Annotated in this window: 23 protein-coding genes; 21 read left to right on the top strand and 2 right to left on the bottom strand. The window is 41.8% G+C overall.

The window, feature by feature from the left end:
- Positions 1-46: 46 nt before the first annotated feature.
- The 13 genes from dapA (at position 47) to MmiAt1_RS01820 (ending at position 17,485) form a co-directional block, all read left to right on the top strand.
- Positions 47-931 (top strand): 4-hydroxy-tetrahydrodipicolinate synthase, encoded by an 885-nt coding sequence (gene dapA / locus MmiAt1_RS01880; protein ID WP_318785214.1) that lies wholly within the window; start codon positions 47-49, stop codon positions 929-931.
- Positions 928-1,743, top strand: a complete 816-nt coding sequence (gene dapB, locus MmiAt1_RS01875; RefSeq protein WP_318785213.1) for a 4-hydroxy-tetrahydrodipicolinate reductase — start codon at positions 928-930, stop codon at positions 1,741-1,743. Before dapA ends, dapB begins: the two co-directional genes overlap by 4 nt.
- 144 nt (positions 1,744-1,887) lie before the next feature.
- Positions 1,888-2,979, top strand: a complete 1,092-nt coding sequence (locus MmiAt1_RS01870; RefSeq protein ID WP_318785212.1) for a prephenate dehydratase — start codon at positions 1,888-1,890, stop codon at positions 2,977-2,979.
- Positions 2,980-3,096: 117 nt separating this feature from the next.
- Entirely contained in the window at positions 3,097-4,350 is a 1,254-nt protein-coding gene (locus MmiAt1_RS01865; RefSeq protein ID WP_318785211.1) for a phosphoglycerate kinase, read from the top strand.
- A gap of 15 nt (positions 4,351-4,365) precedes the next feature.
- Positions 4,366-4,968 carry a TIGR00296 family protein gene (locus MmiAt1_RS01860; protein ID WP_318785210.1) on the top strand — a complete coding sequence of 201 codons (603 nt, stop codon included), beginning with the start codon at positions 4,366-4,368 and terminating at the stop codon, positions 4,966-4,968.
- Between the two features lie 38 nt (positions 4,969-5,006).
- On the top strand, positions 5,007-8,231 hold the full coding sequence (locus MmiAt1_RS01855) for a helicase-related protein (protein ID WP_318785209.1): 3,225 nt from the start codon (positions 5,007-5,009) through the stop codon (positions 8,229-8,231).
- Positions 8,232-8,249: 18 nt separating this feature from the next.
- The gene (locus MmiAt1_RS01850; RefSeq protein ID WP_318785208.1) at positions 8,250-8,912 is read left to right on the top strand and encodes a DUF4391 domain-containing protein; all 663 of its coding nucleotides are present in this window, start codon (positions 8,250-8,252) and stop codon (positions 8,910-8,912) included.
- Complete coding sequence (locus MmiAt1_RS01845) at positions 8,912-10,816, top strand: site-specific DNA-methyltransferase (protein ID WP_318785207.1); 1,905 nt, start codon at positions 8,912-8,914, stop codon at positions 10,814-10,816. The genes MmiAt1_RS01850 and MmiAt1_RS01845 overlap by 1 nt, the downstream gene beginning before the upstream one ends.
- A gap of 53 nt (positions 10,817-10,869) precedes the next feature.
- Positions 10,870-11,478 (top strand): protein adenylyltransferase Fic, encoded by a 609-nt coding sequence (gene fic, locus MmiAt1_RS01840; protein ID WP_318785206.1) that lies wholly within the window; start codon positions 10,870-10,872, stop codon positions 11,476-11,478.
- Positions 11,479-11,619, top strand: a complete 141-nt coding sequence (locus MmiAt1_RS01835; RefSeq protein WP_318785205.1) for a hypothetical protein — start codon at positions 11,479-11,481, stop codon at positions 11,617-11,619.
- Positions 11,620-11,641: 22 nt separating this feature from the next.
- Complete coding sequence (locus tag MmiAt1_RS01830) at positions 11,642-13,411, top strand: site-specific DNA-methyltransferase (RefSeq protein ID WP_318785204.1); 1,770 nt, start codon at positions 11,642-11,644, stop codon at positions 13,409-13,411.
- Positions 13,412-13,421: 10 nt separating this feature from the next.
- Positions 13,422-14,447 (top strand): virulence RhuM family protein, encoded by a 1,026-nt coding sequence (locus MmiAt1_RS01825; protein ID WP_318785203.1) that lies wholly within the window; start codon positions 13,422-13,424, stop codon positions 14,445-14,447.
- Entirely contained in the window at positions 14,447-17,485 is a 3,039-nt protein-coding gene (locus MmiAt1_RS01820) for a type III restriction-modification system endonuclease (protein ID WP_318785202.1), read from the top strand. Before MmiAt1_RS01825 ends, MmiAt1_RS01820 begins: the two co-directional genes overlap by 1 nt.
- A gap of 71 nt (positions 17,486-17,556) precedes the next feature.
- Here MmiAt1_RS01820 and MmiAt1_RS01815 read toward each other — a convergent pair whose 3' ends face one another.
- Positions 17,557-17,982 carry an acyl-CoA thioesterase gene (locus tag MmiAt1_RS01815; RefSeq protein ID WP_318785201.1) on the bottom strand — a complete coding sequence of 142 codons (426 nt, stop codon included), beginning with the start codon at positions 17,980-17,982 and terminating at the stop codon, positions 17,557-17,559.
- Between the two features lie 247 nt (positions 17,983-18,229).
- Here MmiAt1_RS01815 and MmiAt1_RS01810 point away from each other — a divergent pair, with 247 nt between their 5' ends.
- From MmiAt1_RS01810 to MmiAt1_RS01780, 7 genes are all read left to right on the top strand, one after another.
- Complete coding sequence (locus MmiAt1_RS01810; protein ID WP_318785249.1) at positions 18,230-19,726, top strand: (R)-citramalate synthase; 1,497 nt, start codon at positions 18,230-18,232, stop codon at positions 19,724-19,726.
- Between the two features lie 352 nt (positions 19,727-20,078).
- A complete protein-coding gene (locus MmiAt1_RS01805; RefSeq protein ID WP_318785200.1) occupies positions 20,079-21,791 on the top strand; it encodes an acetolactate synthase large subunit in 1,713 nt (570 codons plus the stop codon).
- Positions 21,792-22,301 carry an acetolactate synthase small subunit gene (gene ilvN, locus MmiAt1_RS01800; protein WP_318785199.1) on the top strand — a complete coding sequence of 170 codons (510 nt, stop codon included), beginning with the start codon at positions 21,792-21,794 and terminating at the stop codon, positions 22,299-22,301. It begins immediately after the preceding gene.
- A 175-nt stretch (positions 22,302-22,476) separates the two neighbouring features.
- Positions 22,477-23,484: a ketol-acid reductoisomerase gene (gene ilvC, locus MmiAt1_RS01795; protein ID WP_318785198.1), complete on the top strand. Its 1,008-nt coding sequence runs from the start codon at positions 22,477-22,479 to the stop codon at positions 23,482-23,484.
- Positions 23,485-23,750: 266 nt separating this feature from the next.
- A complete protein-coding gene (cptIN, locus tag MmiAt1_RS01790) occupies positions 23,751-24,221 on the top strand; it encodes a type III toxin-antitoxin system CptIN family toxin (protein ID WP_318785197.1) in 471 nt (156 codons plus the stop codon).
- Between the two features lie 133 nt (positions 24,222-24,354).
- Positions 24,355-24,783: a pyridoxamine 5'-phosphate oxidase family protein gene (locus tag MmiAt1_RS01785; RefSeq protein ID WP_318785196.1), complete on the top strand. Its 429-nt coding sequence runs from the start codon at positions 24,355-24,357 to the stop codon at positions 24,781-24,783.
- A 77-nt stretch (positions 24,784-24,860) separates the two neighbouring features.
- On the top strand, positions 24,861-25,151 hold the full coding sequence (locus MmiAt1_RS01780; protein ID WP_318785195.1) for a zinc ribbon domain-containing protein: 291 nt from the start codon (positions 24,861-24,863) through the stop codon (positions 25,149-25,151).
- A 167-nt stretch (positions 25,152-25,318) separates the two neighbouring features.
- On the opposite strand, the gene MmiAt1_RS01775 is transcribed toward MmiAt1_RS01780, so the two are convergent.
- Complete coding sequence (locus MmiAt1_RS01775) at positions 25,319-25,882, bottom strand: DUF5683 domain-containing protein (protein ID WP_318785194.1); 564 nt, start codon at positions 25,880-25,882, stop codon at positions 25,319-25,321.
- Positions 25,883-26,063: 181 nt separating this feature from the next.
- Here MmiAt1_RS01775 and MmiAt1_RS01770 point away from each other — a divergent pair, with 181 nt between their 5' ends.
- The gene (locus MmiAt1_RS01770; RefSeq protein ID WP_318785193.1) at positions 26,064-26,600 is read left to right on the top strand and encodes a nitroreductase family protein; all 537 of its coding nucleotides are present in this window, start codon (positions 26,064-26,066) and stop codon (positions 26,598-26,600) included.
- Positions 26,601-26,723 lie beyond the last annotated feature (123 nt).

Here is a 26,723-nt window from a genome sequence, read left to right as displayed (position 1 = left end):
TTACTTTAACCGTTTCAGTTTCAAGTATTGCAGGTTGGTGCAAAATATGAGTCAGAAGTTTAGGGGCGTTATCCCCGCGTTAATTACGCCGTTTACGGCGGACAATCAAATTGATGTCGAAGGGTTCAGAAGAAATATTGAATTCACGATTAAAGGCGGCGTTTCCGCGATTGTTCCGTGCGGCACGACGGGTGAATCCGCAACGATGTCGGCTGCAGAGCATATGCAGGTGACAGATATCGCAGTCGAAACATCCGCTGTTCCCGTGATTGCCGGAACAGGTTCAAACAACACCGCAGAAGCGATTGAATTTACCAAACATGCGGCCGACTCGGGCGCCGCGGCTGCTCTTGTGATTACGCCTTATTACAACAAACCGACCCAAAGTGGTCTCAAAGCTCATTTTGAAAAAATTGCAGATTCGGCTGACATCCCGATTATTCTTTACAATGTTCCGTCCCGAACAAGCGTTGACATGAGCGTTCCCACAATTGCGGAACTTGCCAAACACCCGAATATTATCGGCATCAAAGAAGCCACCGGCGACATGGGCAAAGCCACCGAAATTATCAGCAAAACCAAAGACGAAGATTTCACTTTGCTCTCCGGCGACGATGTCGCGACACTGCCGCTGCTGTCCATCGGCGCTTCCGGCGTTATTTCCGTCATCGCCAACATTCTGCCCGATAAAATGTCGCAGATGGTTGCCGCGTACGAAGCCGGAAAACTTCAGGACGCTTTAAAAATCCACTACGAGCTTGCTCCTCTTATGAAAGTGCTGTTCATTGAAACCAACCCGGCACCGATTAAAACGGCAGCAGGCCTTGCCGGACATGCCGCAGGTCCTTTGAGACTGCCGCTTGTTCCGCTTCAGCCGCTGAATCTTGAACTTTTGACCAACGAACTCAAAAAGTGCGGGGTTTTGGAATGAGCGAATCAGGCATCGAGGTCCGGGCCGCCGTCATCGGCGCATGCGGCCGAATGGGATCTTTGATTATTCAGCGCATTCTGGCAACGGAAGGAATTACGCTTTCCGCGGCGTTTGATGTTGCTTTTATCGGCGAGGATGTCGGCGATGTTATCCGCATCGGCAAATTAGACGTTCCCGTTTCCGACTCCAAAGATTTGGTTTCCGTTCTGAAGGAAACAAAAACAGACGTTGTCATCGACTTTACGATTGCTGCGGCAACAGCTGTTAACGCGCCCGCCGCCGCATCCGCAGGCGTCAATCTTGTGATCGGCACAACCGGCATCAGCCCCGAGCAGCGCGCTTTAATTGACGAGGCGATTGCCAAATACAATGTCGGCGCCGTCATCTCAACCAATTATTCCATCGGCGTTAACGTGTTCTTCAAATTGCTCGAAGAAGCGGCCAAATATTTAAGAGACGACTACGACATCGAAATTATCGAAGCGCACCACAATCAAAAGAAAGATGCGCCCAGCGGAACCGCAATGACCGCTGCCGAAATTCTCAGCGAAGCCCTCGGCGGCAAAGAATTGGTTTTCGGCCGTGAAGGCCTCTGCCCGCGCGGCAAAGAAATCGGAATCCACGCCGTTCGCGGCGGCGACATCATCGGAGATCACACCGCCATGTTTATCGGCAACTCCGAACGCATTGAGCTCCGCCACCAGGCGCACACGCGTGAAATCTTTGTCGGCGGCGCCGTTTTGGCTGCCAAGTGGATTAACGCGCAGGAGAAAGGAAAAGTTTACAGCATGACAGAAGTCTTAGGCTTCTGATCTTGCTTTCCATTTCACTTTCTTTCATTTTATTTTAATCGTGCTTCACTTTATTTAAATCGTGTTTCACTTTTCAATTATATTTTATGAATCATTCTTTAACATAGCAACAAATCTTAAACAAAAACAGCTGCCGGTATTTTTATGATAGGTTCGGTTCTCGGTCCCGCAGGTTCTTATTCGGAAATTGCGGCGCGTACTCTTTTTGCAACGGTCTGTGACGGTAAAACGCCGGAACTTTTGCTTTGCCCGTCTTTGGAAAGCGCAGTGATGCGGCTTTTTGAAGCGGATGCGGACGGTCAAAAATCAGATTTTGCGCTCGTCCCGATTGAAAATTCCGTTGAAGGCGCCGTCGGTGTCAGCATGGATCTGCTTTTGGAAAAAGACGTTTCAATCGTTGCCGAAATGATTCTTCCCGTCAGCCACTGTCTTCTCGTTTCCGAAAATGCCGCCAAGGACCCTGATTTTTCAATTGACAAAATCGATATTGTTTTTTCTCATCCTCAGGGACTTTACCAATGCCGTTCTTTCCTTCAGGCGCATTTGAAGAATGCGGAACTGATTGAAGTCGACAGCACGTCTAAGGCGGCGCAGCGCGTGTCCGAGCTGTCGGAAATCTGTTTCGAAAGCAACCGGGGAATCGAATCCGAAATCAATTCTGAATCGGAGTCCGAAATCGATTCTGAATCGGAGTCCGAAATCGATTCTGAATCGGAGTCCGAAATTCGTTTCAAAAACGGGTCCGCCGATTCTGTCATCTATGCGGCAATCGCTTCCGAAAATGCCGGCCGCGAATACGGCTTAAAAACCGTTTGCAGCGGGATTCAGGACCATGTGAATAATTCCACGCGCTTTTTAATTCTGGTTCGTTCCGAAGTGATTCCGCTTCTGAAAGCTTACGCGTCAGACACCGAATTTTCCATTTTGCCGGAATTTCTTTCTCAAACCGGCAGCGGAAGCGTTTTTTATAAAACTTCTGTGGTTGTTTCTCCCAAACAAGATAAGCCGGGGGCGCTTTTTCACATTCTTGAAGCGTTTTACAATTATGACATAAACTTAACGCGAATCGAGTCCCGGCCGTCGAAAAAATCTTTGGGCGAATATCAATTTTATATTGATTTTGAAGGCAGTCCGTCGGACTCGAATGTTTCAGGCGCGCTTCTGGCGGTTAAAGGACGTTCTGCGCGGCTGAAAATACTCGGAACGTACGGCCGGATTCTGCCGAGCCGACAATAACCTTAATAATCATTGTGTCAATGATAAATGTGAAAATAGCGTTTGAAATCCGTTTCAAACAAGCAAAAAACGGCAAATCAATAAACAATAATTTGTAATTGAGAGACGGCGAGAGGTTTGACGTTGACAAAAGATTTCTTTACGATTGATGATTTTGATGTTTCGGGAAAAACAGTTCTTTTAAGAGTCGATTTTAATGCACCGATGGGCCCGGACGGCCGGATTTTAGATGACGCGCGCATCAAAAGTCACGTTCGGACAATCAATGACTTAAAAGACGCGAAAGTTGTTCTTTTGGCGCACCAGAGCCGCCCCGGAAAATCGGACTTCATGACAACGCAGTCTCACGCAAAAGTTCTGTCTCAGCTTCTCGGAAAAGAAGTCCGTTATGTCGACGACATTTTCGGCTCATACGCCCGTTCCTGCATTTCTGCAATGGAACCCGGCGATGTTGTTCTGCTCGAAAACGTCCGTTTTTACTCCGAAGAATCTTTGGAGCGCAGCGTGAACGAACACGCCGATTCTTATTTTGTCAAGAAGCTTCTGCCTTATATTGATTATTTCTTAAACGACGCTTTTGCCGTTTCCCACCGCTCGCACCTTTCGGTTGTCGGCTTTACGCGCGACATTCCGTGCGGCGCGGGCCGAATCATGGAATCCGAGATTCTCAGCCTGGACCGCGGTTTAGACGGCGAGCGTCCCTGTGTTTATGTGCTCGGCGGCGCAAAAGTAGACGATTCTTTGCGCGTTGCCAATAATGTGCTTTCCAAAGGCAGCGCCGATTTGGTTTTGTTCAGCGGCATTGTCGGAAATGTTGTTTTGGCGGCAGCCGGCTTTAATATCGGCCAGCCCAACATGGATCTGATTGAAAAATTAGGATACGCGTCTTACATTCCGCCTGTCCGCAATATGCTCAAAGAATTCGGTGACAAAATCCGTTATCCGACGGATGTGGCGCTGAATATTGACGGCAAACGGGTGGAAGCAAGTATTAAGGAAATGGGAAAATCCACTTATCCGGCCAACGATATCGGCCTTGAAACCATCGTTTCTTACACGTCTTTGATTGAATCTGCGGGAACCGTCATTTTAAACGGTCCTGCCGGCGTTTCGGAAAATCCGGATTTTGCGATCGGAACGCATGAAATTATCCGCGCGGCGGTCAACGCCAAATTCTCAATTATCGGCGGCGGTCACATTTCCGCCGAAGTCCACCGTCTCGGCATGGATTCTCAATTCTCGCACATCAGCACAGGCGGCGGCGCTTGTATCGAATATTTGTCGGGAACGGAATTGCCGGGAATCAAAGTTCTTCGGGAAGCTGCGGCGCGCAGCAGAGGAACCGGAGCGGACGACCGGGAAATTTTGTAAAACGGAGATTTGAAAATGTCTAAAAATATTCTTCATAAAAGTGAAGGCGTTCTCGCCGTTAAGCTTGCCCGAAAAGTGATTGAAAACGTATTGGGCGGCAAAGATTCCGAAGATGATCTGCCTTCCGTTCCGATTATTTTTTCCGAAAAGCGCGGCGCATTCGTCACGCTTGAAAAAGAAGGCGACCTGCGCGGCTGCATCGGCTATCCTTATCCGGTTTTGCCGCTCAAAGAAGTGCTTGTGAAATCGGCGGTTGCCGCAGCCTTTGAAGATCCGCGCTTCTTCCCGATTGACAAAAAAGATTTTTCCAGAATTACGGTTGAAGTCACAACTTTAACACTTCCGGAATCCGTTGAAGGCGCTTTTACAACTTATTCCAATCAAATCAAAATCGGAACACACGGTTTGATGGTCGAGTACGGTGAAAACCGCGGTTTGCTTTTGCCGCAGGTCGCAGCGGAACAAGGCTGGGACGCGATTGAATTTCTCTGCCAGACTTGCGTGAAAGCCGGATTAACGCCGATGATGTGGAAATACGGCGCGAAGATTTACAAATTCGAAGGTCAGATTTTCAGAGAGACAGAGCCCGGCGGGGCGATTGTTGAAGGGGATGAGTAAATACTATTTTTATTTTAGTTTGCATATGAGGACAATACATGGAAGTTATTGACAATGTTAATAGGACTTTGAAAGACGATCTTTTGATTACCGTTAATCAAAACAGCCGCATTTCAATTGCTTCCGCTTGTTTTTCTATTTTCGCTTATCAAGAACTTAAAAAACAATTTGATAATATTGAAGAATTAAGATTTATTTTCACTTCTCCTGCGTTTGTTGCCGAAAAGGCACCGAAAGAAAAAAGAGAGTTTTATATCCCGCAACTGAATCGGGAAAGAAGTCTTTACGGTACCGATTTTGAAATAAAACTGCGCAATGAACTCTCTCAGAAAATGATTGCAAGAGAATGTGCGGAGTGGATTCGCTCAAAAGTCGAATTTCGTTCAAATGTTACCGGTGGATCAATTAATTCAATGCTGAATGTTGTCAATCAACAGTCCGGTTTTTCTTATTCTCCTGTGAATGCGTTTACAACAACAGAATTAGGATGCCAGCGTGGCGATCATATTACAAATCTTGTTACTAAAATTTCTCATGAAGAAAGTACTCAATACATTCAAATGTTTGAGCAAGTTTGGAATGACAAATCTCTTTTAAAAGACGTAACAGATGATGTCATTGAAAGCATCACAGCAGCTTATAATGAAAATTCTCCGGATTTTCTCTATTTTATTACACTTTATAATATTTTCAATGAATTCCTTGAAGATATTTCCGAAGATGTATTGCCGAATGAAGCAACGGGATTTAAAGAAAGTAATATTTGGAATATGCTTTATTCATTCCAAAAAGATGCGGCTCTTGCTGTCATTAATAAACTTGAAAAATATAACGGCTGCATTTTAGCGGACAGTGTAGGGCTCGGCAAGACATTTACGGCGTTGGCTGTTATGAAATATTATGAAAACAGAAATCGGTCTGTTTTGGTTCTTTGTCCTAAAAAATTATCGGACAATTGGAACACTTTTAAAGACAATTATGTCAATAATCCGATTGCCGGCGATCGTTTGAGGTATGATGTTCTTTATCATACAGATCTTTCCAGAGAGAAAGGAAAGTCAAACGGATTGGATTTAGACAGATTAGTTTGGAACAATTATGATCTTATTGTGATTGATGAATCACATAATTTCCGAAACGGTGGCGAAATTTCCGGTAAAGATGCGCGTGAAAATCGATATTTGCGTTTACTCAACAAAGTCATTCGGTCGGGTGTTAAAACAAAAGTTTTGATGCTTTCGGCAACACCAGTCAATAATCGGTTTGCGGATTTAAAAAACCAGCTTGAGCTTGCTTATGAAGGAAATCCGCATTTGATTAATGACAAACTCAATACTTCCAAGTCTGTTGATGAAATTTTCCGAAATGCTCAAAGGGCTTTCAACTTTTGGGGGGGTTTGGAGCCCGAAGAACGTACAACCGAAAAACTTCTTAAAATGCTGGATTTTGATTTCTTTGAATTGTTGGACAGCGTAACGATTGCTCGATCCCGCAAGCATATTGAAAAATATTATAATATGGCTGAGATTGGTGCTTTTCCGGAAAGATTAAAACCGATTTCTTTACGCCCTCAATTGACGGATATTCATGATGTCAATTATAACAAAATTTATGAAGAATTGGTCAAACTCAATCTTTCGGTTTATACACCGACAAATTATGTTTTTCCGAGTAAGCTTGATAAATATGTAGATTCTTCCGTGAACATCAATCGTTCCGGGCGCGAAGAGGGAATCCGCCGTTTAATGAGTATTAATTTGCTGAAACGGTTAGAAAGTTCCGTTTCTTCATTCCGATTGACATTGGGACGTATTCAAAAACTCATTCATAAAACAATTTCTGAAATTGATGAGTTTGAAGCCGGCGGTATTTCCGTTATTGAATCATCCGAAGTTCGAGAGGATACTGATTTTGATTTGGATGACCAAAATACGGATTTCTTTTCAGGCCGAAAAATCAAAATCGATCTCAATGATATGGATTATAAGACATGGCGTGCCGAACTTCAAAACGATTTTGATATTTTAGAAACACTTGGAAAAATGGCTGATCTTGTAACGCCCGAGCATGATACGAAACTTCAAACGTTGCTGCAAATAATTTCGGAAAAAATTGAAAATCCGATCAATGTCGGTAATAAGAAGGTTATTGTTTTTTCCGCATTTTCTGATACGGCCGAATATTTGTATGAAAATGTCAGTGTTTATCTGAAACAAAAATATGATTTAAACACAGCGTTGATTACGGGATCTATTGACGGCAAGACAACAATTCCGAAGTTTAAGCCGACTTTTAACAATGTTTTGACTTGTTTTTCTCCTCTTTCTAAAGGAAAAGATTTGTTGATGCCGGATTTTGACGGCAATATTGATGTTTTGATTGCAACAGATTGCATTTCTGAAGGTCAGAACTTGCAGGATTGTGATTTTCTGGTGAATTATGATATTCATTGGAATCCTGTTCGAATTATTCAGCGTTTCGGACGTATTGATCGTATCGGCAGCAAGAATGCCGTGATTCAGTTGGTCAATTTTTGGCCGGATTTAACATTGGATGAATACATCAATCTCAAAAGTCGGGTTGAAACGCGTATGAAGATTTCGGTGATGACTTCAACGGGCGATGATGACTTGATTAATTCGGAAGAGAAAGGTGATCTTGAATATCGAAAAGCACAGCTTAAACGATTACAAGATGAAGTTGTTGATATTGAAGAAATGTCTTCGGGAATTTCGATTATGGATTTGGGATTGAATGAGTTCAGGCTGGATTTGCTTGAATATTCTCAAAAACACGGCGATTTGGATAAAACGCCGTTTGGTCTTCATACGGTTGTTTCTGCTCAAAATGAATATCCTGCCGGCGTTATTTTCATTTTGAAAAATATTAACGGCGGTGTCAATATTGATAATCAGAATCGTCTTCATCCGTTCTATATGATTTATCTGGCCGATGACGGGAATGTTATTTGCAATCATCTTTCTCCGAAAGAAATGCTTGATACCATTCGTTATCTCTCTAAAGGCCAAACTCAGCCTGATGTTGATTTGTGCCGCAGTTTTAATACGGAAACGAAGGACGGCAAAGATATGAGCCATATATCGGAATTGCTTCAGGACGCCATTCATTCGATTGTCAGTGTTAAAGAAGAAAACGACATTGCCAGTTTGTTCAAAAGCGGCGGCACATCGGCATTAAATACGACAATCACGGGATTGGATGATTTTGAATTGATTTGTTTCTTTGTCGTGCGAAATGAATGATTGGAGGTGATGATGTTGTTGAATTTGCCGGAAACTACACTTTATGGTAAAAAAGTTCCGAAACAGAACTTTTATGACAATCCCTCTATGACGCCTGCTTTGAAGCGATTGTTTATTGATCAGGTTCATTCAATTGTCTGGCAAAATAAGATTTCTCCGTTTACGGTGAATGTCGGAACCGGCATCTATGTTTCGGAAATTGAAATCATTCATATCCAATTAAACAGTTATGATTTGGATAAAAAAGTGCTTCAGCTCATTGATAAAACCATTCCTTACCACATTTTATTTTTGTTGGAATATCGGAATGAGATTCAAGCGCGGATCAGCTTTAAAGAAGAAAGTCAAAAAGCAGGAACTTTCAAAATCGGAACTTATTATCAAACGGATTGGCTTTCTCCAAGCCAATTGGATCTTCGCCTCGATGGCTTGAGTATGGATTCGGTTTATGAAAATTTTGTTTATCAAATTGCCGGTGATCGCTTAAATTTTGATACAAATGCCGGCAAAACAGAACCTGAAACGCTCAAAGATGCTGTCATTCTTGACGGCAAGCGGCAAAAAATTCTGAGTGAAATCGCTGCTTTGAATAATAAGATTCAAAAAGAGAAACAATTCAACAGACAAACCGAACTTTACAGTCAGGTTAAACTCAAAAATAAAGAATTAGAGGAATTATAATGGATAAAATGCGCTTTGAAACATCGGACTTTGCATCCGAACTCGCCGAAAAAATCGCGGCTCTTGCTCCGTCAGTCGTCACTGAAAAATCCTATGGGGGGGGGGGGGCGAATCAACAACAGCCGACGCTGAAACGTGCCATTAATTTTGACCTTTTACGAACTCTTTTGGGTGACGATGTCGCCGATGATGAAGCTTACGAATTTACTTGGGTCGGTAAAAAAGAAGCTGTGATGGAAGCAGGAAAACCGATTCGAAAAACTTTAAGGCCATGTCCTGAAGAAAGTAAATCCTTTGATTCGACTGAAAATTTGTATATTGAAGGCGATAATTTAGATGTTTTGAAACTTTTGCAGGAGAGCTATCTTGGGAAAGTGAAGATGATCTACATTGATCCTCCCTATAACACAGGGAATGATTTTGTTTATCGCGATAATTTTACACAAAATCTTAGTGAATATGAAGAAGATGCAGGTGTTTTTGATGAAGACGGGGAACGATTGTTTAAGAATACAGAAAGTAATGGAAGATTCCATTCTGATTGGTGTTCGATGATTTATCCAAGATTAGTTTTGGCAAGAAATTTGCTTTCAGAAGATGGTGTTATTTTCATTTCGATTGATGATGGAGAAATTAGCAATCTAAAAAAAATGTCGGATGAAATTTTTGGTGAGTCCAATTTTATCTCTCAACTGATATGGAAGAAAAAAAGTGGCGGTGGGTCCGATTCAAGATATATTGCAATAGATCATGAATATATTCTCATATATGCAAAAAATCTTTCTTTTCAAGAAAAATGGTTTATGCCTATGACTGATGATCAAAGAAGTCAGTTTAAATTAATAGATAACAATTTTGACAAATATGGACCTTATAAGCTGAAAAATTTACATCAAAAAGGTATTGATACAAATAGACCAAATTTAAAATACGGCATTGTTTGTCCCGATGGTACAGAACTTTATCCTCCAACTATTTGGCGTTGGTCACGCGAAACTTTTGATGCTGCTAATTCTGCAGGTGAAATTGAGTTTGTGAAGAATTCTAAAGGAGAATGGAATGTTTTTACGAAAATGTATCTTTATAAAAATGGTGAAGAATATCAAGTAAAGCCACGGAGTATTCTTACAGAAGTTGGGTTTACACGGGATGGAAATAAAGAAATTCAAGATTTAATTAAACAAGGAATATTTAGTTATCCTAAACCATCAAAATTAGTTAAATACCTTTTAAGATTACTTTCGGGTAATACTGGTATTTATTTAGATTTCTTCTCCGGCTCCGCCACCACCGCTCACGCTGTCATGCAACTCAACGCTGAAGACGGCGGCAACCGCAAATTCATCATGGTTCAATTACCTGAAACCACAGATGAAAATTCCGAAGCTTACAAAGCCGGTTACAAAAACATTTGTGAAATCGGAAAAGAACGCATTCGCCGCGCCGGCGACAAAATCAAAGAAGAAAACAAAGACAAAGAAAATATCGAAAATTTGGACATCGGTTTCCGTGTTCTCAAATTAGATGACAGCAATATGAAAGACGTTTACTATGCTGCCGGTGCTTACACTCAAGATTTGCTTTCTTTGACGGAATCCAATATTAAAGATGATCGGAATGACATGGATTTGCTTTACGGCTGTTTGTTGGATTGGGGTTTGCCGCTTTCACAATCACATAAAACGGAAGAAATCGATGGCGTTACTGTTCATACTTACAATGACGGTGATTTAATAGCATGTTTTGCTGAAAAGGTAAGTGAAACAGTTGTTAAGGAAATTGCAAAACGCCAACCGTTAAGAGTCGTTTTCCGTGACAGCAGTTTCTCAAGCAGCCCCGAGAAAATCAACGTGGAAGAAATCTTTAAATTAATGGCACCCAATACTACAATAAAAGTTTTGTAATCGTTTAATGTCTTTGCAATGAATTGAAATTGAAAAAATCAGGGTGTATTGAAATGACCGTTCTTAAAAACAAATTGGGAATTACAAACCAAATCGAATTGAATCGAGAAGAGGAGCGGATCAGTAAAACAAATGCAAAACGCCTTTACGACAGCGGCAATATTTCCGAAATTGAAGTCGGAACATTTGAAGGATTAAAACAAATTCATCATTATTTGTTCAACGATATTTATGAATTCGCGGGCGTTATTCGCGATGTCAATATTTCAAAAGGAAATTTCAGATTTGCGCCGCTGATGTATTTGGAGCAATCTTTAATTTATATTGACAAAATGCCGCAAACGACTTTTGATGAAATTATTGAGAAATATGTTGAAATGAATATTGCTCATCCGTTTCGTGAAGGAAACGGAAGAGCAACGCGTATTTGGTTGGATTTGATTTTGAAAAAAGAAATCAAGAACGTTATTGACTGGAATCTGATTGACAAAAATGATTATCTTTCAGCGATGGAAAGAAGTCCTGTCAACGATCTTGAAATCAAAACGCTTCTAAAAAACGCCTTGGCCGACAAAATCAATGAACGTGAATTATTCATGAAAGGCATAGATGTGAGTTATTATTATGAAAATTATTCAGAATTTAAAATTGAGGAATTATAAATGGATAAAATGAAATTTGAATCACCCGATATAACATCCGAAAACATCAAAAAAATTGCGGCACTCTTCCCATCAGTCGTTACTGAAAAATCATATGGGGGGGGGGAATCCGCAACAGTCGACACTGAAACGTGCTATTAATTTTGACCTTTTACGAACTCTTTTGGGTGACGACGTCGCCGATGATGAAGCTTATGAATTTACTTGGGTCGGCAAAAAAGAAGCTGTGATGGAAGCAGGAAAACCGATTCGAAAAACTTTAAGGCCTTGTCCTGAAGAAAGCAAATCTTTTGATTCTACTGAAAATCTGTACATTGAAGGCGATAATTTAGATGTTTTGAAACTTTTGCAGGAAAGTTATTTGGGAAAAGTGAAAATGATCTATATTGATCCGCCGTACAATACGGGGAATGATTTTATTTATCGGGACAATTTTACACAAAGTTTAGATGAACATGAAGAAGAAGCGGGTGTTTATGATGAAAACGGCGATAAAATGTTTAAAAACACCGAAAAGAACGGACGTTTTCATTCGGATTGGTGTTCAATGATTTATCCTCGGTTGGTGCTGGCCAGGAATTTATTGCGGGACGATGGTGTTATTTTCATCAGTATTGATGATAATGAACAGGAAAATTTAAAAAAAATATGTGATGAAGTGTTCGGGAATAATAATTTTATTAATACAATCGTTGTCAAAATGAGTGAATTGTCTGGACTAAAAATGAAACATCTTAAAAAATTCCCGAAAACGAAAGAATATTTGCTTATATACGGTAAAAATCGGTTCAATACGGATTTAGAAATTCCAAAAACGACGAAGGTCAATGATGATCTGTCAAACTATCTTAAATATTATTCAAATGTTATCGAAAATTTGGAAGATGTTCCGGAGAAATGGAATATTATTCCCTTAAAAGATTATTTCAAAAAAAATAACATTCAATGTTCGGATGACGAGATTGATCAGTGGAAGTTAAAAAACGCGGCCCGAACGGTTTACAGAACGAACAGCGTGACAATAACCAATTTCTTGAAAAAGAATCCTGGTGCGCCTTCTGTATGTGCTTTGATAAATAACGACGGGAACGAAGTTATAAAATGGGACGATAAAGAAATGTTATTTTTATCTAAATATTTGGAGTCATATATGGGGGATTTATGGCTTGACCTCTCCACTATAAATCTGAATAAAGAATTATTATTGGAAAAAGGATTCTTTGAAAACGGTCAAAAACCGCTTTCACTTTTAGAACGCATTCTTAAAACAAGTATAACGGATAATGACATCGTTCTTGACTTCTTTTCGGGTTCCGCTACCACGGCTCATGCCGTCATGCAGTTGAATGCTGAAGACGGCGGAAACCGCCAATTCATTCTGGTTCAGTTGCCTGAAATTGATGAAAGTTCTGAAGCGTACGCAGCAGGTTATAATACCGTATGTGAAATCGGAAAAGAACGCATTCGCCGCGCCGGCGAGAAAATCAAAGAAGAAAACAAAGATAAAGAAAATATCGAAAGTTTAGACATTGGTTTTCGCGTTCTCAAATTAGACGACAGCAATATGAAAGATGTTTATTATGCTGCCGGCGCTTACACTCAAGATTTGCTTTCTTTGACAGAATCCAATATTAAAGATGATCGCAACGATATGGATTTGCTTTACGGCTGTTTGTTGGATTGGGGTTTGCCGCTTTCGCAATCACATAAAACGGAAGAAATTGACGGTGTCACCGTTCATACTTATAATGACGGCGATTTAATGGCGTGTTTTGCCGATAAAGTCAGTGAAGCAGTTGTTAAGGAAATTGCAAAACGTCAGCCTTTGAGGGTTGTGTTCAGAGACAGCAGTTTTTCAAGCAGTCCCGAGAAGATTAATGTTGAAGAAATCTTTAAATTAATGGCACCCAATACTACGGTAAAAGTCATTTAAAGGGATTAAAATGGACGATAAAGCTGAAGAAATCGGAAACATTCTCATTTATCAAAATGAAAGCGGAGATACAAAAATCGATGTTTATTTTGAAGATGATGATGTTTGGATGAGCCAGAAAAGCATTTCTCAGCTTTATCAAACAACACTCCAAAATGTCGGTTATCATATTACAAATATTTACTCTGACGGAGAACTGGATGCAAGAGAAACTATAAAGGATTACTTGATAGTTCGAAACGAAGGCGGCCGGCAAGTCGAACGCCCGATTAAACATTACAATTTTAAAATGATCCTGGCAATCGGTTATCGTGTCAGATCGCATGTCGGTGTTCATTTCCGTAATTGGGCTTCAAATGTATTAACGGAATACAGCCGAAAAGGGTTTGCTTTAAATGACGAACGTTTGAAAGATCCAAAACCGTTTGGAGGAGATTACTTTGATGAATTGCTTGAGCGTATCAGGGATATTCGCGCATCTGAAAAAAGGTTCTACTCCAAAATACGAGAAATCTTTGCAACTTCCGTTGATTATGATTCAAAAGCAAAACAAGCACAAGTTTTTTTTGCAACAGCGCAAAACAAAATGCATTACAGCATTCACGGGCATACAGCCGCAGAACTCATTGCCGAACGCGCGGATTCTTCAAAACCGAATATGGGACTGACAAATTTTAAAGGAGCTGTCGTCCGTAAAACCGATGTCGATACAGCTAAGAATTATTTGAATCAAGAAGAAATTGAGAATCTGAATCGATTGGTTACAATGTATTTGGATTTTGCCGAAGATCAAGCACGGCGGAATATCCCGATGTATATGGCTGATTGGGAAAAAAAATTGGATGAATTTTTACTTTTTACGGGACGAGAAGTGTTAGACAATCCCGGGAAAATTTCTGCTGAAGATGCAAAGCAAACGGCTGAACAAGAATTTCAAAAATATGAACAGCACCGTCATGAATTAGAACATGAATCTGACATGGACATATTAAATCAGGATATCAAAAAAATCGGTAAAGAAAAGAGGAATCTTTGATGAGATTACAATTTAAGCACCAAAAGTTTCAGGCGGATGCGGCAAAGGCGGTTTGTGATGTTTTTGCAGGGCAGCCATATTTGACGCCGTCTTACATGATGGATAAAGGCGTTCTTGCAAAAGGACAAACAACAATTATTGAAGGTCAGGAAATGACCGGATTTGGAAACCAACGGATTGTTCCGCAATTGAATGACAATATCATTTTGGAAAATCTTCAAAAGATTCAGCGCGAGTTTCAAATTGAACCCTCTAAAGCTTTAGAAGGCCGATACAATCTGACGGTTGAAATGGAAACCGGTGTCGGTAAAACTTATACTTACATTAAAACAATGTATGAGCTCAACAAACGCTACGGTTGGAGCAAATTCATCATCGTTGTTCCGAGTGTTGCCATCCGCGAAGGCGTTTACAAATCTTTCCAAATGACGGAAGATCATTTTGCTGAAGAATACGGCAAAAAAATCCGGTATTTCATCTACAACTCTTCTCAATTAACCGAAATTGACAGGTTCGCATCCGACAGCGCAATCAATGTCATGATTATCAATTCACAGGCGTTTAACGCAAAAGGAAAAGATGCACGCCGTATTCACAGAAAGCTTGATGAATTTAGAAGCCGCAAGCCCATTGATATTATTGCCAAAACAAATCCTATTTTGATTATTGATGAACCACAATCAGTTGAAGGCGCAACTACTAAAAAAGCTTTGACTGAATTCAATCCTCTCATCACGCTTCGATATTCGGCGACGCACAAAAAAGACAGCGTTTATAACATGATTTATCGCCTTGACGCGATGGAAGCTTACAACAAAAAGCTTGTTAAAAAAATCTCCGTCAAAGGCATTACGGTAACCGGCGGAACAGCAACAGAAGGATACGTTTATTTGGAAGGATTAAACCTGTCTAAAGGAAATCCGACTGCAACGATTGAATTTGAAGTCAAAGGTACAACCGGCGTTCGAAAAGTACGACGTACCGTCAATGAAAACTTCAATCTTTATTCTAACTCGGGTGAATTGAATGAATACAAAGATGGGTTTACGGTTCTTCGAATTGACGGCAGAGACAGTTCAATTGAATTTACAAACGGCATTAAATTATTTGCCGGCGATGTCATCGGAGAAGTTAACGAAGATCAGCTTCGCCGCATTCAAATTCGTGAGACAATTCTTTCCCATTTGGAGCGCGAGAAACAGCTTTTCTATAAAAACATCAAAGTTCTTTCCCTCTTCTTTATTGATGAAGTCGCCAAATATAAACAATATAACGAATCCGGTCCTTTTAACGGTGAATATGCCGACATTTTTGAAGAAGAATACAAAGTCATTGTTGAAAATTTGATGAAATCCGAAGAAGATGAATATGTCAAATATTTAAAAACAATTTCTGCCGGTCAAACGCATGCCGGATATTTTTCGATTGATAAAAAAAGTAACCGCATGATTGACAGCAAACTCGGCGACAAAAAAGAACGAACCTCCGATGATGCTGACGCATATGATTTAATTATGAAGAACAAAGAACAGCTGCTTGACAGACGCGAGCCTGTTCGTTTTCTTTTTTCTCATTCGGCTCTTCGCGAAGGTTGGGACAATCCGAATGTCTTCCAAATTTGTACACTGAAACAAAGCGGCAGCGATGTTCGAAAACGCCAGGAAGTCGGTCGCGGTTTACGTTTGTCAGTTAATCAAAGCGGCGAGCGTATGGATACAAACGTATTAGGCGAAGATGTTCACAACATAAATGTTTTAACCGTTATCGCAAACGAAAGTTATGAATCCTTCTCAAAAGGGCTTCAAACAGAAATCGCCGAAGCCGTTGCCGATCGCCCGCGCGCGGTGACAGTCGATTTGTTCAAAAATAAAGTTTTCAGAAATGAAAACGGTGATGAACAAGTGGTTGATGTCGAACTGGCTCAAATGGTTTATGAAAGTCTTATCGGAAATAAATATGTTAAAAAAGGTGTTTTAACAGATGATTATTTTGAAGCTAAAAAGAATGATGCACTTGTTTTCGATGAGGAAGTTGCCGAATATCAAGATGCCATTATTGCCGTTTTGGATTCCGTCTACGACAGCCGCGGCTTGGGTCTTGAAAATGCATTCAAAAATAATGTCGAACTGAGTTTGAATACAGATAAATTGAGCAGCAAAGAGTTCAAAGAATTGTGGTCGCGTATTAATGTCAAATCTGTTTATACGGTTGATTTCGACGAACAGGAACTCATTGAAAAATCAATTTCTTCGCTCAATAAAAATCTTCACGTTTCTTCAATCTTTTTCAATGTTGAAAGCGGAAGTATGAATGATATCGAATCAAAAGAACAGCTTTCACTTGGTGATTCCTTTGTTCGCGAAAGCCGCGCAACATACAATGTTAAAACCGCTTCTAATTCATCGGTCAAATATGATCTTGTCGGAAAAGTTGTTTCCGAAACCGGTCTGACTCGAAAAGCGATTGTCAATATTTTACAAGGAATTGAAAAACAAGTGTTTGATCAGTTTGCTCACAATCCCGAAGAGTTTATTATTCGTGCATCTGCACTTATTAACGAACAAAAAGCAACCATCATTATCCAGCATATCACCTATAATAAAATTGATTCTGTTTATGATACGCAAATCCTCACAGAATCAACAATGAGGGGACAGCTTGGTGTCAATGTAATGGAAACAAAAAGACATCTGTTTGATCACCTTCTCTATGATTCCGATACCGAACGCACTTTTGCGGAAAATATTGATATCAGCAAAGAAGTTGCAGTTTATGTTAAATTACCGAAAGGGTTCTACATCAATACGCCTGTCGGAAAATACAGTCCGGATTGGGCGATTGCTTTCCACGAAGGAATGGTGAAGCATATTTATTTTGTTGCTGAAACCAAAGGTTCTTTATCGACATTACAATTGCGCAGTATTGAAAAAGCAAAAATTCATTGCGCAACTGAACATTTTAAAACAATCAGCACCGATTCTGTCATTTATCATGCTGTTGATAATTATGAGAAATTAATGAGTCTTGTTACGCAATAAAAAGGATTCAGCGCGGTTTTTTCAACCGTGCTGTTTATTTTTCATAATTCAAAATTGAATCGGAAATAAAATCAATTCTTAATTCCCTGAGCAACACCCTCGGGAACCATATGTTCCGCAAGCATCGCTCTTTTTTCTTCCGGAATCGGCGTTGTCGTGCCGGCTTTAAAATCATAGTGAACAATAACGGCCCGGCCGTAGGTGCAGAGGCGTCCTTCCTGCCATGCTTCGTGATAAACGGTAAAAGATTTTGTGCCGATTTTCTCAACGTATGTGCGGAGTTCGACATCGAATTCAAAAAACATTTCGCCGACAAAATTAAAATCGGTATATGCCATAATGAGCGGCCAAACGTCGTGGGATAAATTCAGATTCGGCTCAAACAGACGGAAAATCGGGTTTCTTGCCATCTCAAACCAGCGCGCAAGGACTGTGTTGTTGATGTGGCCGAGACCGTCCACTTCTCCGAAACTGGGCGTAACTGTTGCAGTAAACATGTTTCTCTCTAATTTTATAGAATATATTTAAATCTATCATTTTTCCGAAGAAAATCTGATTGTTTGTCATGTGCCTTTCTGTCATGATAAACAATGACAAATATATGAAAACATATTTAACCGATAAACGATTTTTCAGTCTTGTTTGCTTTTCATTGCTGATGTCTGACATTTGCGTCGGCATTTGCATCGCATTTGTTCCAAATCAGGATGAAAAGACAGATTGTATTCATTGTAAAAAGAGGGGATTATATTATTCGAAAATCTGCGTTTCCTTGATACAACGCTTCGTGACGGTGAACAAACTCCGGGCGTGGCGTTAAGTACAGACGACAAAATAAAAATAGCAACAGCTTTGGATGATTTAGGTGTTCACGTTATTGAAGCGGGATCCGCAGTGACATCTGCCGGCGAGCGCGCGGCCATTAAAGCGGTTGCCGGACTCGGGCTGAATGCAGAAATCTGCAGCTACTGCCGTATGCGTACGGACGATATTGATTTGGCACTCGAATGTGATGTCGACTCCGTTCATTTGGTCGTTCCGTCTTCCAATCTTCATATTGAAACAAAATTGAAGAAAGATATCTTTGATCAAAAAGATCGGGAAGATGTTCTGCAAATGGCGGGCAGTGTTGCCGAATACGCGAAATCTCACGGCCTGATTGTCGAATTCAGCGCCGAAGATGCTTCTCGTGCTGATTTTAAGTTTTTAAAAGACCTTTACGCGAGCGGCGTTGCGCACGGTGCGGACCGCCTGTGCTATTGCGATACGGTCGGCATGCTGACGCCGGAAAAAACTTTTAACATTTTCTCCGAGCTTGCGTTCTCGGCAGGCGCGCCTGTCAGCGTTCACTGCCACAACGATTTCGGTCTGGCGGTGGCCAACACGGTCGCAGCTTTCAGAGCGGGCGCGGCAGAAGGACATCTGACAATTAACGGTATTGGCGAGCGCAGCGGAAATGCGGCGCTTGAAGAAGTGATTGTTCAGCTGGAACACCTTTACGGCGCCGATACGGGCATTAAAACCGAAAATCTGTATCAGGTTTCTCGTTTGGTCAGTAAGCTGACAAACATCCCGGTCTCACCCAACAAAGCGCTGATCGGCGGCAATTCTTTTACGCACGAAGCGGGCATTCATGTTCACGACCTTGTCAAAAATACGGCGTCGTATGAGCCGATTTCGCCGGAATTCGTCGGAAGAACGCGCCGTGTCGTTCTCGGAAAACATGCGGGCGCAAGTTCGATTGAGCTGGCGTTAACCGAACTCAAGCTGGACGCCAATGATGTGCAGAAACAGGAAATTTTTAAGCGCGTCAAAGAAATGGGCGACAAAGGCCTTCGCGTCACGGATGCCGATTTGCAGACCATCGCGGAATCCGTTTTGGAAATCCACTGCGAGCCGACAGTCAAATTGAAGTCGTTCTCGGCGGTTTCCGGTCGTCCTTCCATTCCGATGGCTTCGGTTATTCTGGAAGTCAACGGTAAGGAAGAAGTCTGTGTCGACACGGGCGACGGTCCGGTGGACGCGGCGATTCGTGCGATTCAGCGCGCTGTCTCGTCGGTCGGTGATATCGGTTTAGAAGAATATCACGTCGATGCGATTACGGGCGGAACGGATGCTTTGGTTGAAGTGACGGTCAAGATGTCCAAGGACGGTAAAGTTGTCACCGCCCGCGGGGCTCGGACCGACATCATTGAAGCGTCGGTTGAAGCGGTTATTAACGGCATGAACCGGCTTGTTTAAGCGGTTTGTGATTGTTTTAAGCGCGAAACTGTTTTAAAATTCATGATTGAACTGATTCTCTGAAATCAGTTCTTTCATTCCTGATTTGAAACAGCGGCTTTTCTGATTTTTCAAGTCTCTAAAGTTCATTTTTCCGCGTTCGTAAAACAAGCGTTAAATATCATGCCTTAATATTCTGTTCAAAATTATTCTAAATTATTCAAAATTAAAAGCCGTTTCTCAATTCGAAGCGGCGGATAAATAAAACAAATTCATAACACAATTTAAACATTTTAAACAATTTGTCCGGTCGGGCAAATTCAGATCGAAGAGGCCGGAATTCCGGCTGAAAATTACAGGAGATGCTGTTTTAATGACAAAAAATTCTGCGGAGCAGATGAACGGCGCAAAAGCGTTCATCGAATCTCTCAAAATGGAAGGCGTGGACACGATATTCGGATATCCCGGCGGTGTTTTACTCCACATTTACGACGAGATTTACAACTGTGACTTGCGCCACATCCTTGTTCGCCACGAACAAGCGGCAGCCCACGCGGCTGACGGCTATGCCCGCGCAACAGGTAAAACAGGCGTCTGTCTCGCAACATCCGGGCCGGGCGCCACGAATTTGGTTACCGGTATTGCAACCGCTCATATGGATTCCGTTCCGATGGTCGCCTTTACCGGACAAGTTTCAAGCTCGCTCATCGGAAACGACGCGTTCCAGGAAGCCAACATCACAGGCATTACGCTTCCGATTACAAAGCACAATTATCTCGTTCAAAAGGCGGAAGACATCCCGAAAAGCATTAAGGAAGCTTTCTACATTGCGTCAACGGGACGTCCCGGCCCGGTTTTGGTTGACATCACAAAAGATGCGACCTCCAACGAATTCAAATTTTCATATCCCGACAAAGTGGAACTGCGCAGCTACAAGCCGACCGTGAAAGGCAACGCGCAGCAGATTAAGAAAGCGGCGGCAATGATCGCAGCCGCCAAAAAGCCTGTGATTTATGCAGGCGGCGGCGTTGTCTCGGCCAATGCGTCATCCGAATTATACAAATTGGCGGAGGTCATCAACGCCCCTGTTACGACCACTTTGATGGGCATGGGCGCGTTTCCGACGGATCACCCGCTCTTTATCGGAATGCCCGGCATGCACGGCACAAAGTATGCCAATTTCAGCATTCAGGACTCCGACTTGCTGATTGCTGTGGGCGCCCGCTTTGACGACCGTGTGACCAGCAAAATTTCATCTTTTGCGGCCGGCGCGAAAATCATTCACATTGATGTCGATCCCGCCGAAATTTCCAAGAATGTGGCGGTTGATCTGCCGATTGTCGGCGATGCCAAATGCGTTTTAAAAGACTTGATTCCGGCTGTTTCCGAAAAAATCGTTTCGGGAAAAACATCCGACTGGCTGAGCCGCGTTGCTCAGTGGAAAAAAGAGTATCCGCTCGGCTACGTCGACGACGGTTCCACCATCAAGCCGCAGTTCGTGATCGAAACGCTCTGCGAAGTCGCGCCCGATGCGATTGTCGCAACGGAAGTCGGACAGCACCAGATGTGGACGGCTCAGTATTTCAAGTTTAAGAAGCCGCGCAAATTGATTACATCCGGCGGTCTCGGCACGATGGGCTACGGCCTTCCGGCAGCGATGGGCGCGAAAGTCGGCTGTCCCGACCAGGTTGTTTTCGATGTCGCGGGCGACGGCTCATTCCAGATGAACTCTCAGGAATTGGCAACGCTTGTGACCAACGACATTCCGGTCGTTTCCGTGATTTTAAACAACGGCTACTTGGGAATGGTCCGCCAGTGGCAGGAACTCTTCTATGACTGCCATTATTCGCACACCGATATCATCGACAGTGTTGACTTTGTCAAACTGGCCGAAGCGTACGGCGCGCTCGGCATTCGTGTCGAGAAGAAGTCAGAGCTTAAAGAAGCGGTTCAGACGGCCGTCAAATCCGGCCGCCCGACAGTCATTGACGTTCGCGTCGACCGCGGTGAAAATGTGTTCCCGATGGTTCCGGCAGGTGCTTCCATCAATGAATTGGTGGATGAAAGAAAGTACGGAGGGATTTAAATGACTGAAATGCAGTCCCACACGCTTTCCATTCTGGTTGAGAATCATTACGGTGTTTTGACGCGTGTCGCCGCTCTTTTTGCGCGCCGCGGATACAACATTGACAGTCTGGCCGTCGGCATGACGGAAGATCCGGATGTTTCCAGAATGACGATTGTCGTTTACGGCGACGATGCCGTGATTGAGCAGGTGATTAAGCAGCTTTACAAGCTGATTGAAGTCATCAAAGTCGTTGATTTAAGCAAGGAAGAATATGTCGACCGCGAGCTTGCGCTCATTAAAGTGGCGGCAACATCCGAAACCCGCGCCGACATTTTACAGATTGTTGAAATTTTCCGCGCCAAAGTGGTGGACGTCGGCGCCAATACGATGATGATTGAAATCACCGGCGGCAGCGAAAAGATTTCCGCGCTTGAAAAATTGCTTCGCCCGTTCGGCATTAAGGAGCTTGCACGCACCGGAAAAGTCGGTCTTTTGAGAGGGCCCAAGGACATTTCAAAAGAGAAATAAATTGAGAAATAAATTGAGAAATAAATTGAGAAATAAATTTCAATGACAGGCTGAAAAAGTGAATCGAAAGCTTAATGAGTTTTCCGCATTTTTTCAGTTTAATTCATTATTATTTGAATTATTTATTTGATTATTTTTTAAGTTTCATTTTTATTACATATTCAGGAGCTAAATTATGGCACAAATGTACTATGACAAAGATGCAGATTTGAATGTATTGAAAGGAAAAACAATTGCCGTTATCGGTTACGGCAGTCAGGGACACGCTCAGGCAATGAATTTGAAAGATTCCGGCCTTGATGTTGTCATCGGTTTAAGACAGGGCGGCCGCAGCTGGAAAAAAGCTGAGTCCGACGGCATGAAAGTGATGGAAGTTCCGGACGCTGTGAAAGCGGCCGACATCGTTCATATTTTGGCGCCCGACGAAGCGCAGTCCAAGCTTTACTATTCCGAAATCGAGCCGAACTTGAAACAGGGCGCAGCGCTTTCTTTCTCTCACGGTTTTAACATTCACTACAACCAGATTGTTCCGCGCCAGGATTTGGATGTTTTCATGGTCGCGCCCAAAAGCCCCGGTCACATTGTCAGAAGAACATTTTCCGAAGGTATCGGTGTCCCCGGTCTTGTTGCTGTTTATCAGGACAAGAGCGGCAGCGCCAAGAAAATCGGTCTCGCGTTCGCCAAAGGCGTCGGCTGCACGCGCGCCGGTGTTTATGAAACAACTTTCAGAGAAGAAACCGAAACCGATTTGTTCGGCGAGCAGGTCGATTTGTGCGGCGGCGCCGCCAGTTTGATGAAAGCCGCTTTTGACATTTTGGTGGAAGCCGGCTACCAGCCCGAAATGGCTTACTTTGAAACCGTTCACGAATTGAAGTTAATCGTTGACTTGATTCACGAAGGCGGTCTTGAAAAGATGTGGTACTCCGTCTCGAACACTGCAGAATACGGCGGCATGACCGTCGGCCCGCGTGTCATCAACGAAGAATCCGAAGACGCGATGTATGAAGCGCTCATGCGCATTCAAAACGGCGAATTTGCCAAAGAATTCATTTTGGAAGGCTTGGTCAACCACCCGACTTTGAAAGCAATGGAACGCCACGAAAGCGAACTTGAAATCGAAATCGTCGGCAAAGAAATCCGTTCCAAGATTCCGTGGCTCAACAAAGGCATTGATGAAGACTGATTTTTCAGTCTTTTCTTTTTCATTTTTGAATTTTGTTTTTACAATTTCGACAATTTTTTATAAGATAATGGAAATGATTAATTTGCAGCAAAATTTCTGATTTTGCTCAAATATTCTCCGCTTACCGACGGCGGGGTTGAAAAATGGTCGGGACCAAATATTCTCCGCTTACCGGCATGCGGGGTAAATAAATCGCCGGGATCAAATTTATCGGTATTTTAAAAACTGGCCGATCTCTCATTTTTTACAACCTTTAAGGTGATTTTATGAGTGGTCAGTTTTATTTCGTATCTAATCAATATTTTGAAGATTTTTCCGATCCTTATTTGATGAAAAACAAAGAAAGTTTATCGGGAACTTTTCATGATCGTCCTTGTTTTTTTGCTTTTCCAGATTCAAAGTGTTCTAAGCTGTTATGGCTGGTTCCTGTTTCTTCAAAAGTTGAAAAGTATAAGTCCGAATATCAAAAAAAGTGTGATAAGTACGGGTATTGTAATACAATTTATTTTTGTGATTTTCTTGGTCAAGAAAGAGCTTTTCTAATTCAAAATATGTTTCCTGTGGTTGAATCATATCTCTCTGATATTTATATTGATGTTTTTACTCAAAAAAGCGTTCAACTTCGTTCAAAAGATCAAAAAAAGCTTATTCGTCATGCAAAAAATGTTTTAAAGGCACATCGCCAAAAGAAAAAAATAATCTTTGTCAATGTTGATTTAATTCAAAAACAACTTTAGAAATTGCATTGATATTTTTATTAACTCAATTTCTTTTCATTTTTGATATCGGCTGATTACTTTCACCGCGTTCCGCTTCTTTATTTACTTTGTCTTCTTTTTTCTGATGCTCCTATGAGCAGGATGAACTTTTATGGAATACTTACCGGCTTACAATCGCATTTTAAAGGAAGGCGGAATCATTGCTTTGTCAACTTCCGCAAACAACAGCCCGAATGTTCGAATCGTCAATTATTGTTTCGATGAAAATAATCCTTCCGTTCTTTATTTCTCAACAAGCAGCGAAAGCAATAAAATTGCCGAACTCACGGAAAATGAGAAAGCGGCTTTCACAACAATTCCCGCATCACACGATGATGTTCCGCATGTCCGCTCGCACAATTCTGTTGTTCAAAAGAGCGATTTGTCGCTGAACGATGTCAAAGACATGTTCTTGAAACAAACGCCGAGCCTTGCGGAAATGTTTGAAGCGGTCGGAAATTTCCTTGACATTTATGAAATTCATGTCAAAGAAGCGGATGTTATTGCTTCACAGGAAGATGCAGGATCCGTATCGTTCTGAAAAATCTAAATATATTCTTAAACTTGTTAATTTATCTAAAATATTCAAAAATTCAAAACCCGAATGGTGATCAAATTATGGAACAATCCGAAATCCCCGAAAACATGATTTTTTGTCAGTGCTGCGCAATGCCTTTAGACGAAACCGGCGAATTTAACGGAACAGAAGCCGACGGCAGCAAAAGCGAAGATTACTGTGTTTACTGCTACAAAGACGGCGCTTTTACCGCACCCGACGCGACAATGGAAGAAATGATTGAAATTTGCGTTCCGCATATGGTTTCTGCAAACGAAGGCATGACGGAGGAGACGGCACGCGAAATGATGCAGAAATATTTCCCCGAATTGAAACGCTGGAAAAATGAATGAAAAAGTAAGAATGAATGAAAAACAAACGGAAAAATAATATCATTTATGTGTTATATTCATAAACTCTGTTTTTTAAAACGAATCGGATTGAATTGTTTTTCAATCCGTTTTTTCATTTTTGCATCTGTTTCAGTTTAATTTTCATTCTGTTCTCATTACTTTTATTTTCAAGCGATTATTGCAACCGGAATTGCAATAAGCATGAAAAAGGCAATTGCAATAAACGCCAAAGCAACCCAAAAGAGAATCGGAAGCAACAGGAATATAATAATTTCCCAAACGGTCGGTTCTTTGTAAGGCAATTCGTTGTTGTTGATTTTATCGGCATCGGTATAGGCATCATACATGCCCCAAATCCAAATGGCAACTCCGGGAACGATTAAGAAAAGTGTTCCGAGCGGGACGGCAATCATAAAGCCGACGCCTTTCCAGAAATTGCCGTTGTAAACTTGCCCGAGACCCGGGATGATGAATGATAAAATCAATGCGAAAAACGTATTTTTTTCTTTTTTCATCGTGTTTTTCGGAATGTCTTTGTCATAAACCTGTTCGGCCTGTTCAGCCTTTGAGGTGTCTTCGGAATATGTTTGTGACTCCGATTTTTCTGATTTTTCAGTATTTTCCGCGTTTTCCTGCGCTTTTTCGTTCTTGACGGGCATGCCGCATTGAGAACAGACGAGCGCGAATTCTTTTAGCGGTTCTCCGCAATTGGAACAATAATTGTTTGCCATAATTTAATCCTCTAACTCTAAATTTTCTGTCGTTTGTAAAATCCTTTCCCTGATTTCCCAATCACTATTTACGGTCAAACTTATTTATATTATTCTGAAATAAAAACAGCCGATAATTGAATATTTTTTTGATATTTTTTTGACATCTTTATTTGACATTTTAATTTCAGGATGTGTTTTTTTGATTCAAAATGAAATAATTGAAACGATTGAAACGATTGAAACCATTTGTTCCCGCCGAAGCGTCCGCAAATATACGGCCGATTCCGTTTCGGATGAAGCGGTTTTAACAATGCTTGAATGCGCCCGATTCGCGCCGTCGGGTTTGAACAATCAGCCGTGGCGGTTTATTGTTGTTGATGACCGCGAAATCGGACGGCGGCTTTCCGAACTCACGCATTATTCCGATATTGTTGCGTCGGCGCCGCTGTTAATCGCCGTTTTTTTGGACACGGATGCCTCTTACAACCGCGATAAAGATTTGATGGCAATCGGCGCAAGCATTCAAAATATTCTGCTTTCCGCGCATTCTCTGGGACTCGGGGCGGTCTGGCTGGGTGAAATTTTGAAAAACAAGGAGAGCGTTTCAAAAATTTTAAATGCACCGGGAAGTTTTGAATTGACGGCCGTCGTTGCGGTCGGACATTTGGATGAATCCGATCCGGGAACTGCTGAGAGAAAAGCATTGGATGAAATCGTTTTTAAAAATAAATATTGAAAGCAAAATAACACTGAATTGATACAGAATTAAAATACAAGAATAAATGCAAAAATAAATACTAAATTAAATAAAACAGCAGGCAAACGTTTTTTAAATCTTGCCTGCTCTCTTATTATCAGC

Source organism: Methanimicrococcus hacksteinii, assembly GCF_032714515.1.
GTDB classification, from domain to species: Archaea; Halobacteriota; Methanosarcinia; order Methanosarcinales; family Methanosarcinaceae; genus Methanimicrococcus; species Methanimicrococcus hacksteinii.
Note: the sequence above shows the minus strand (reverse complement) of the source record. Positions and strands in the feature narration are given on the sequence as shown.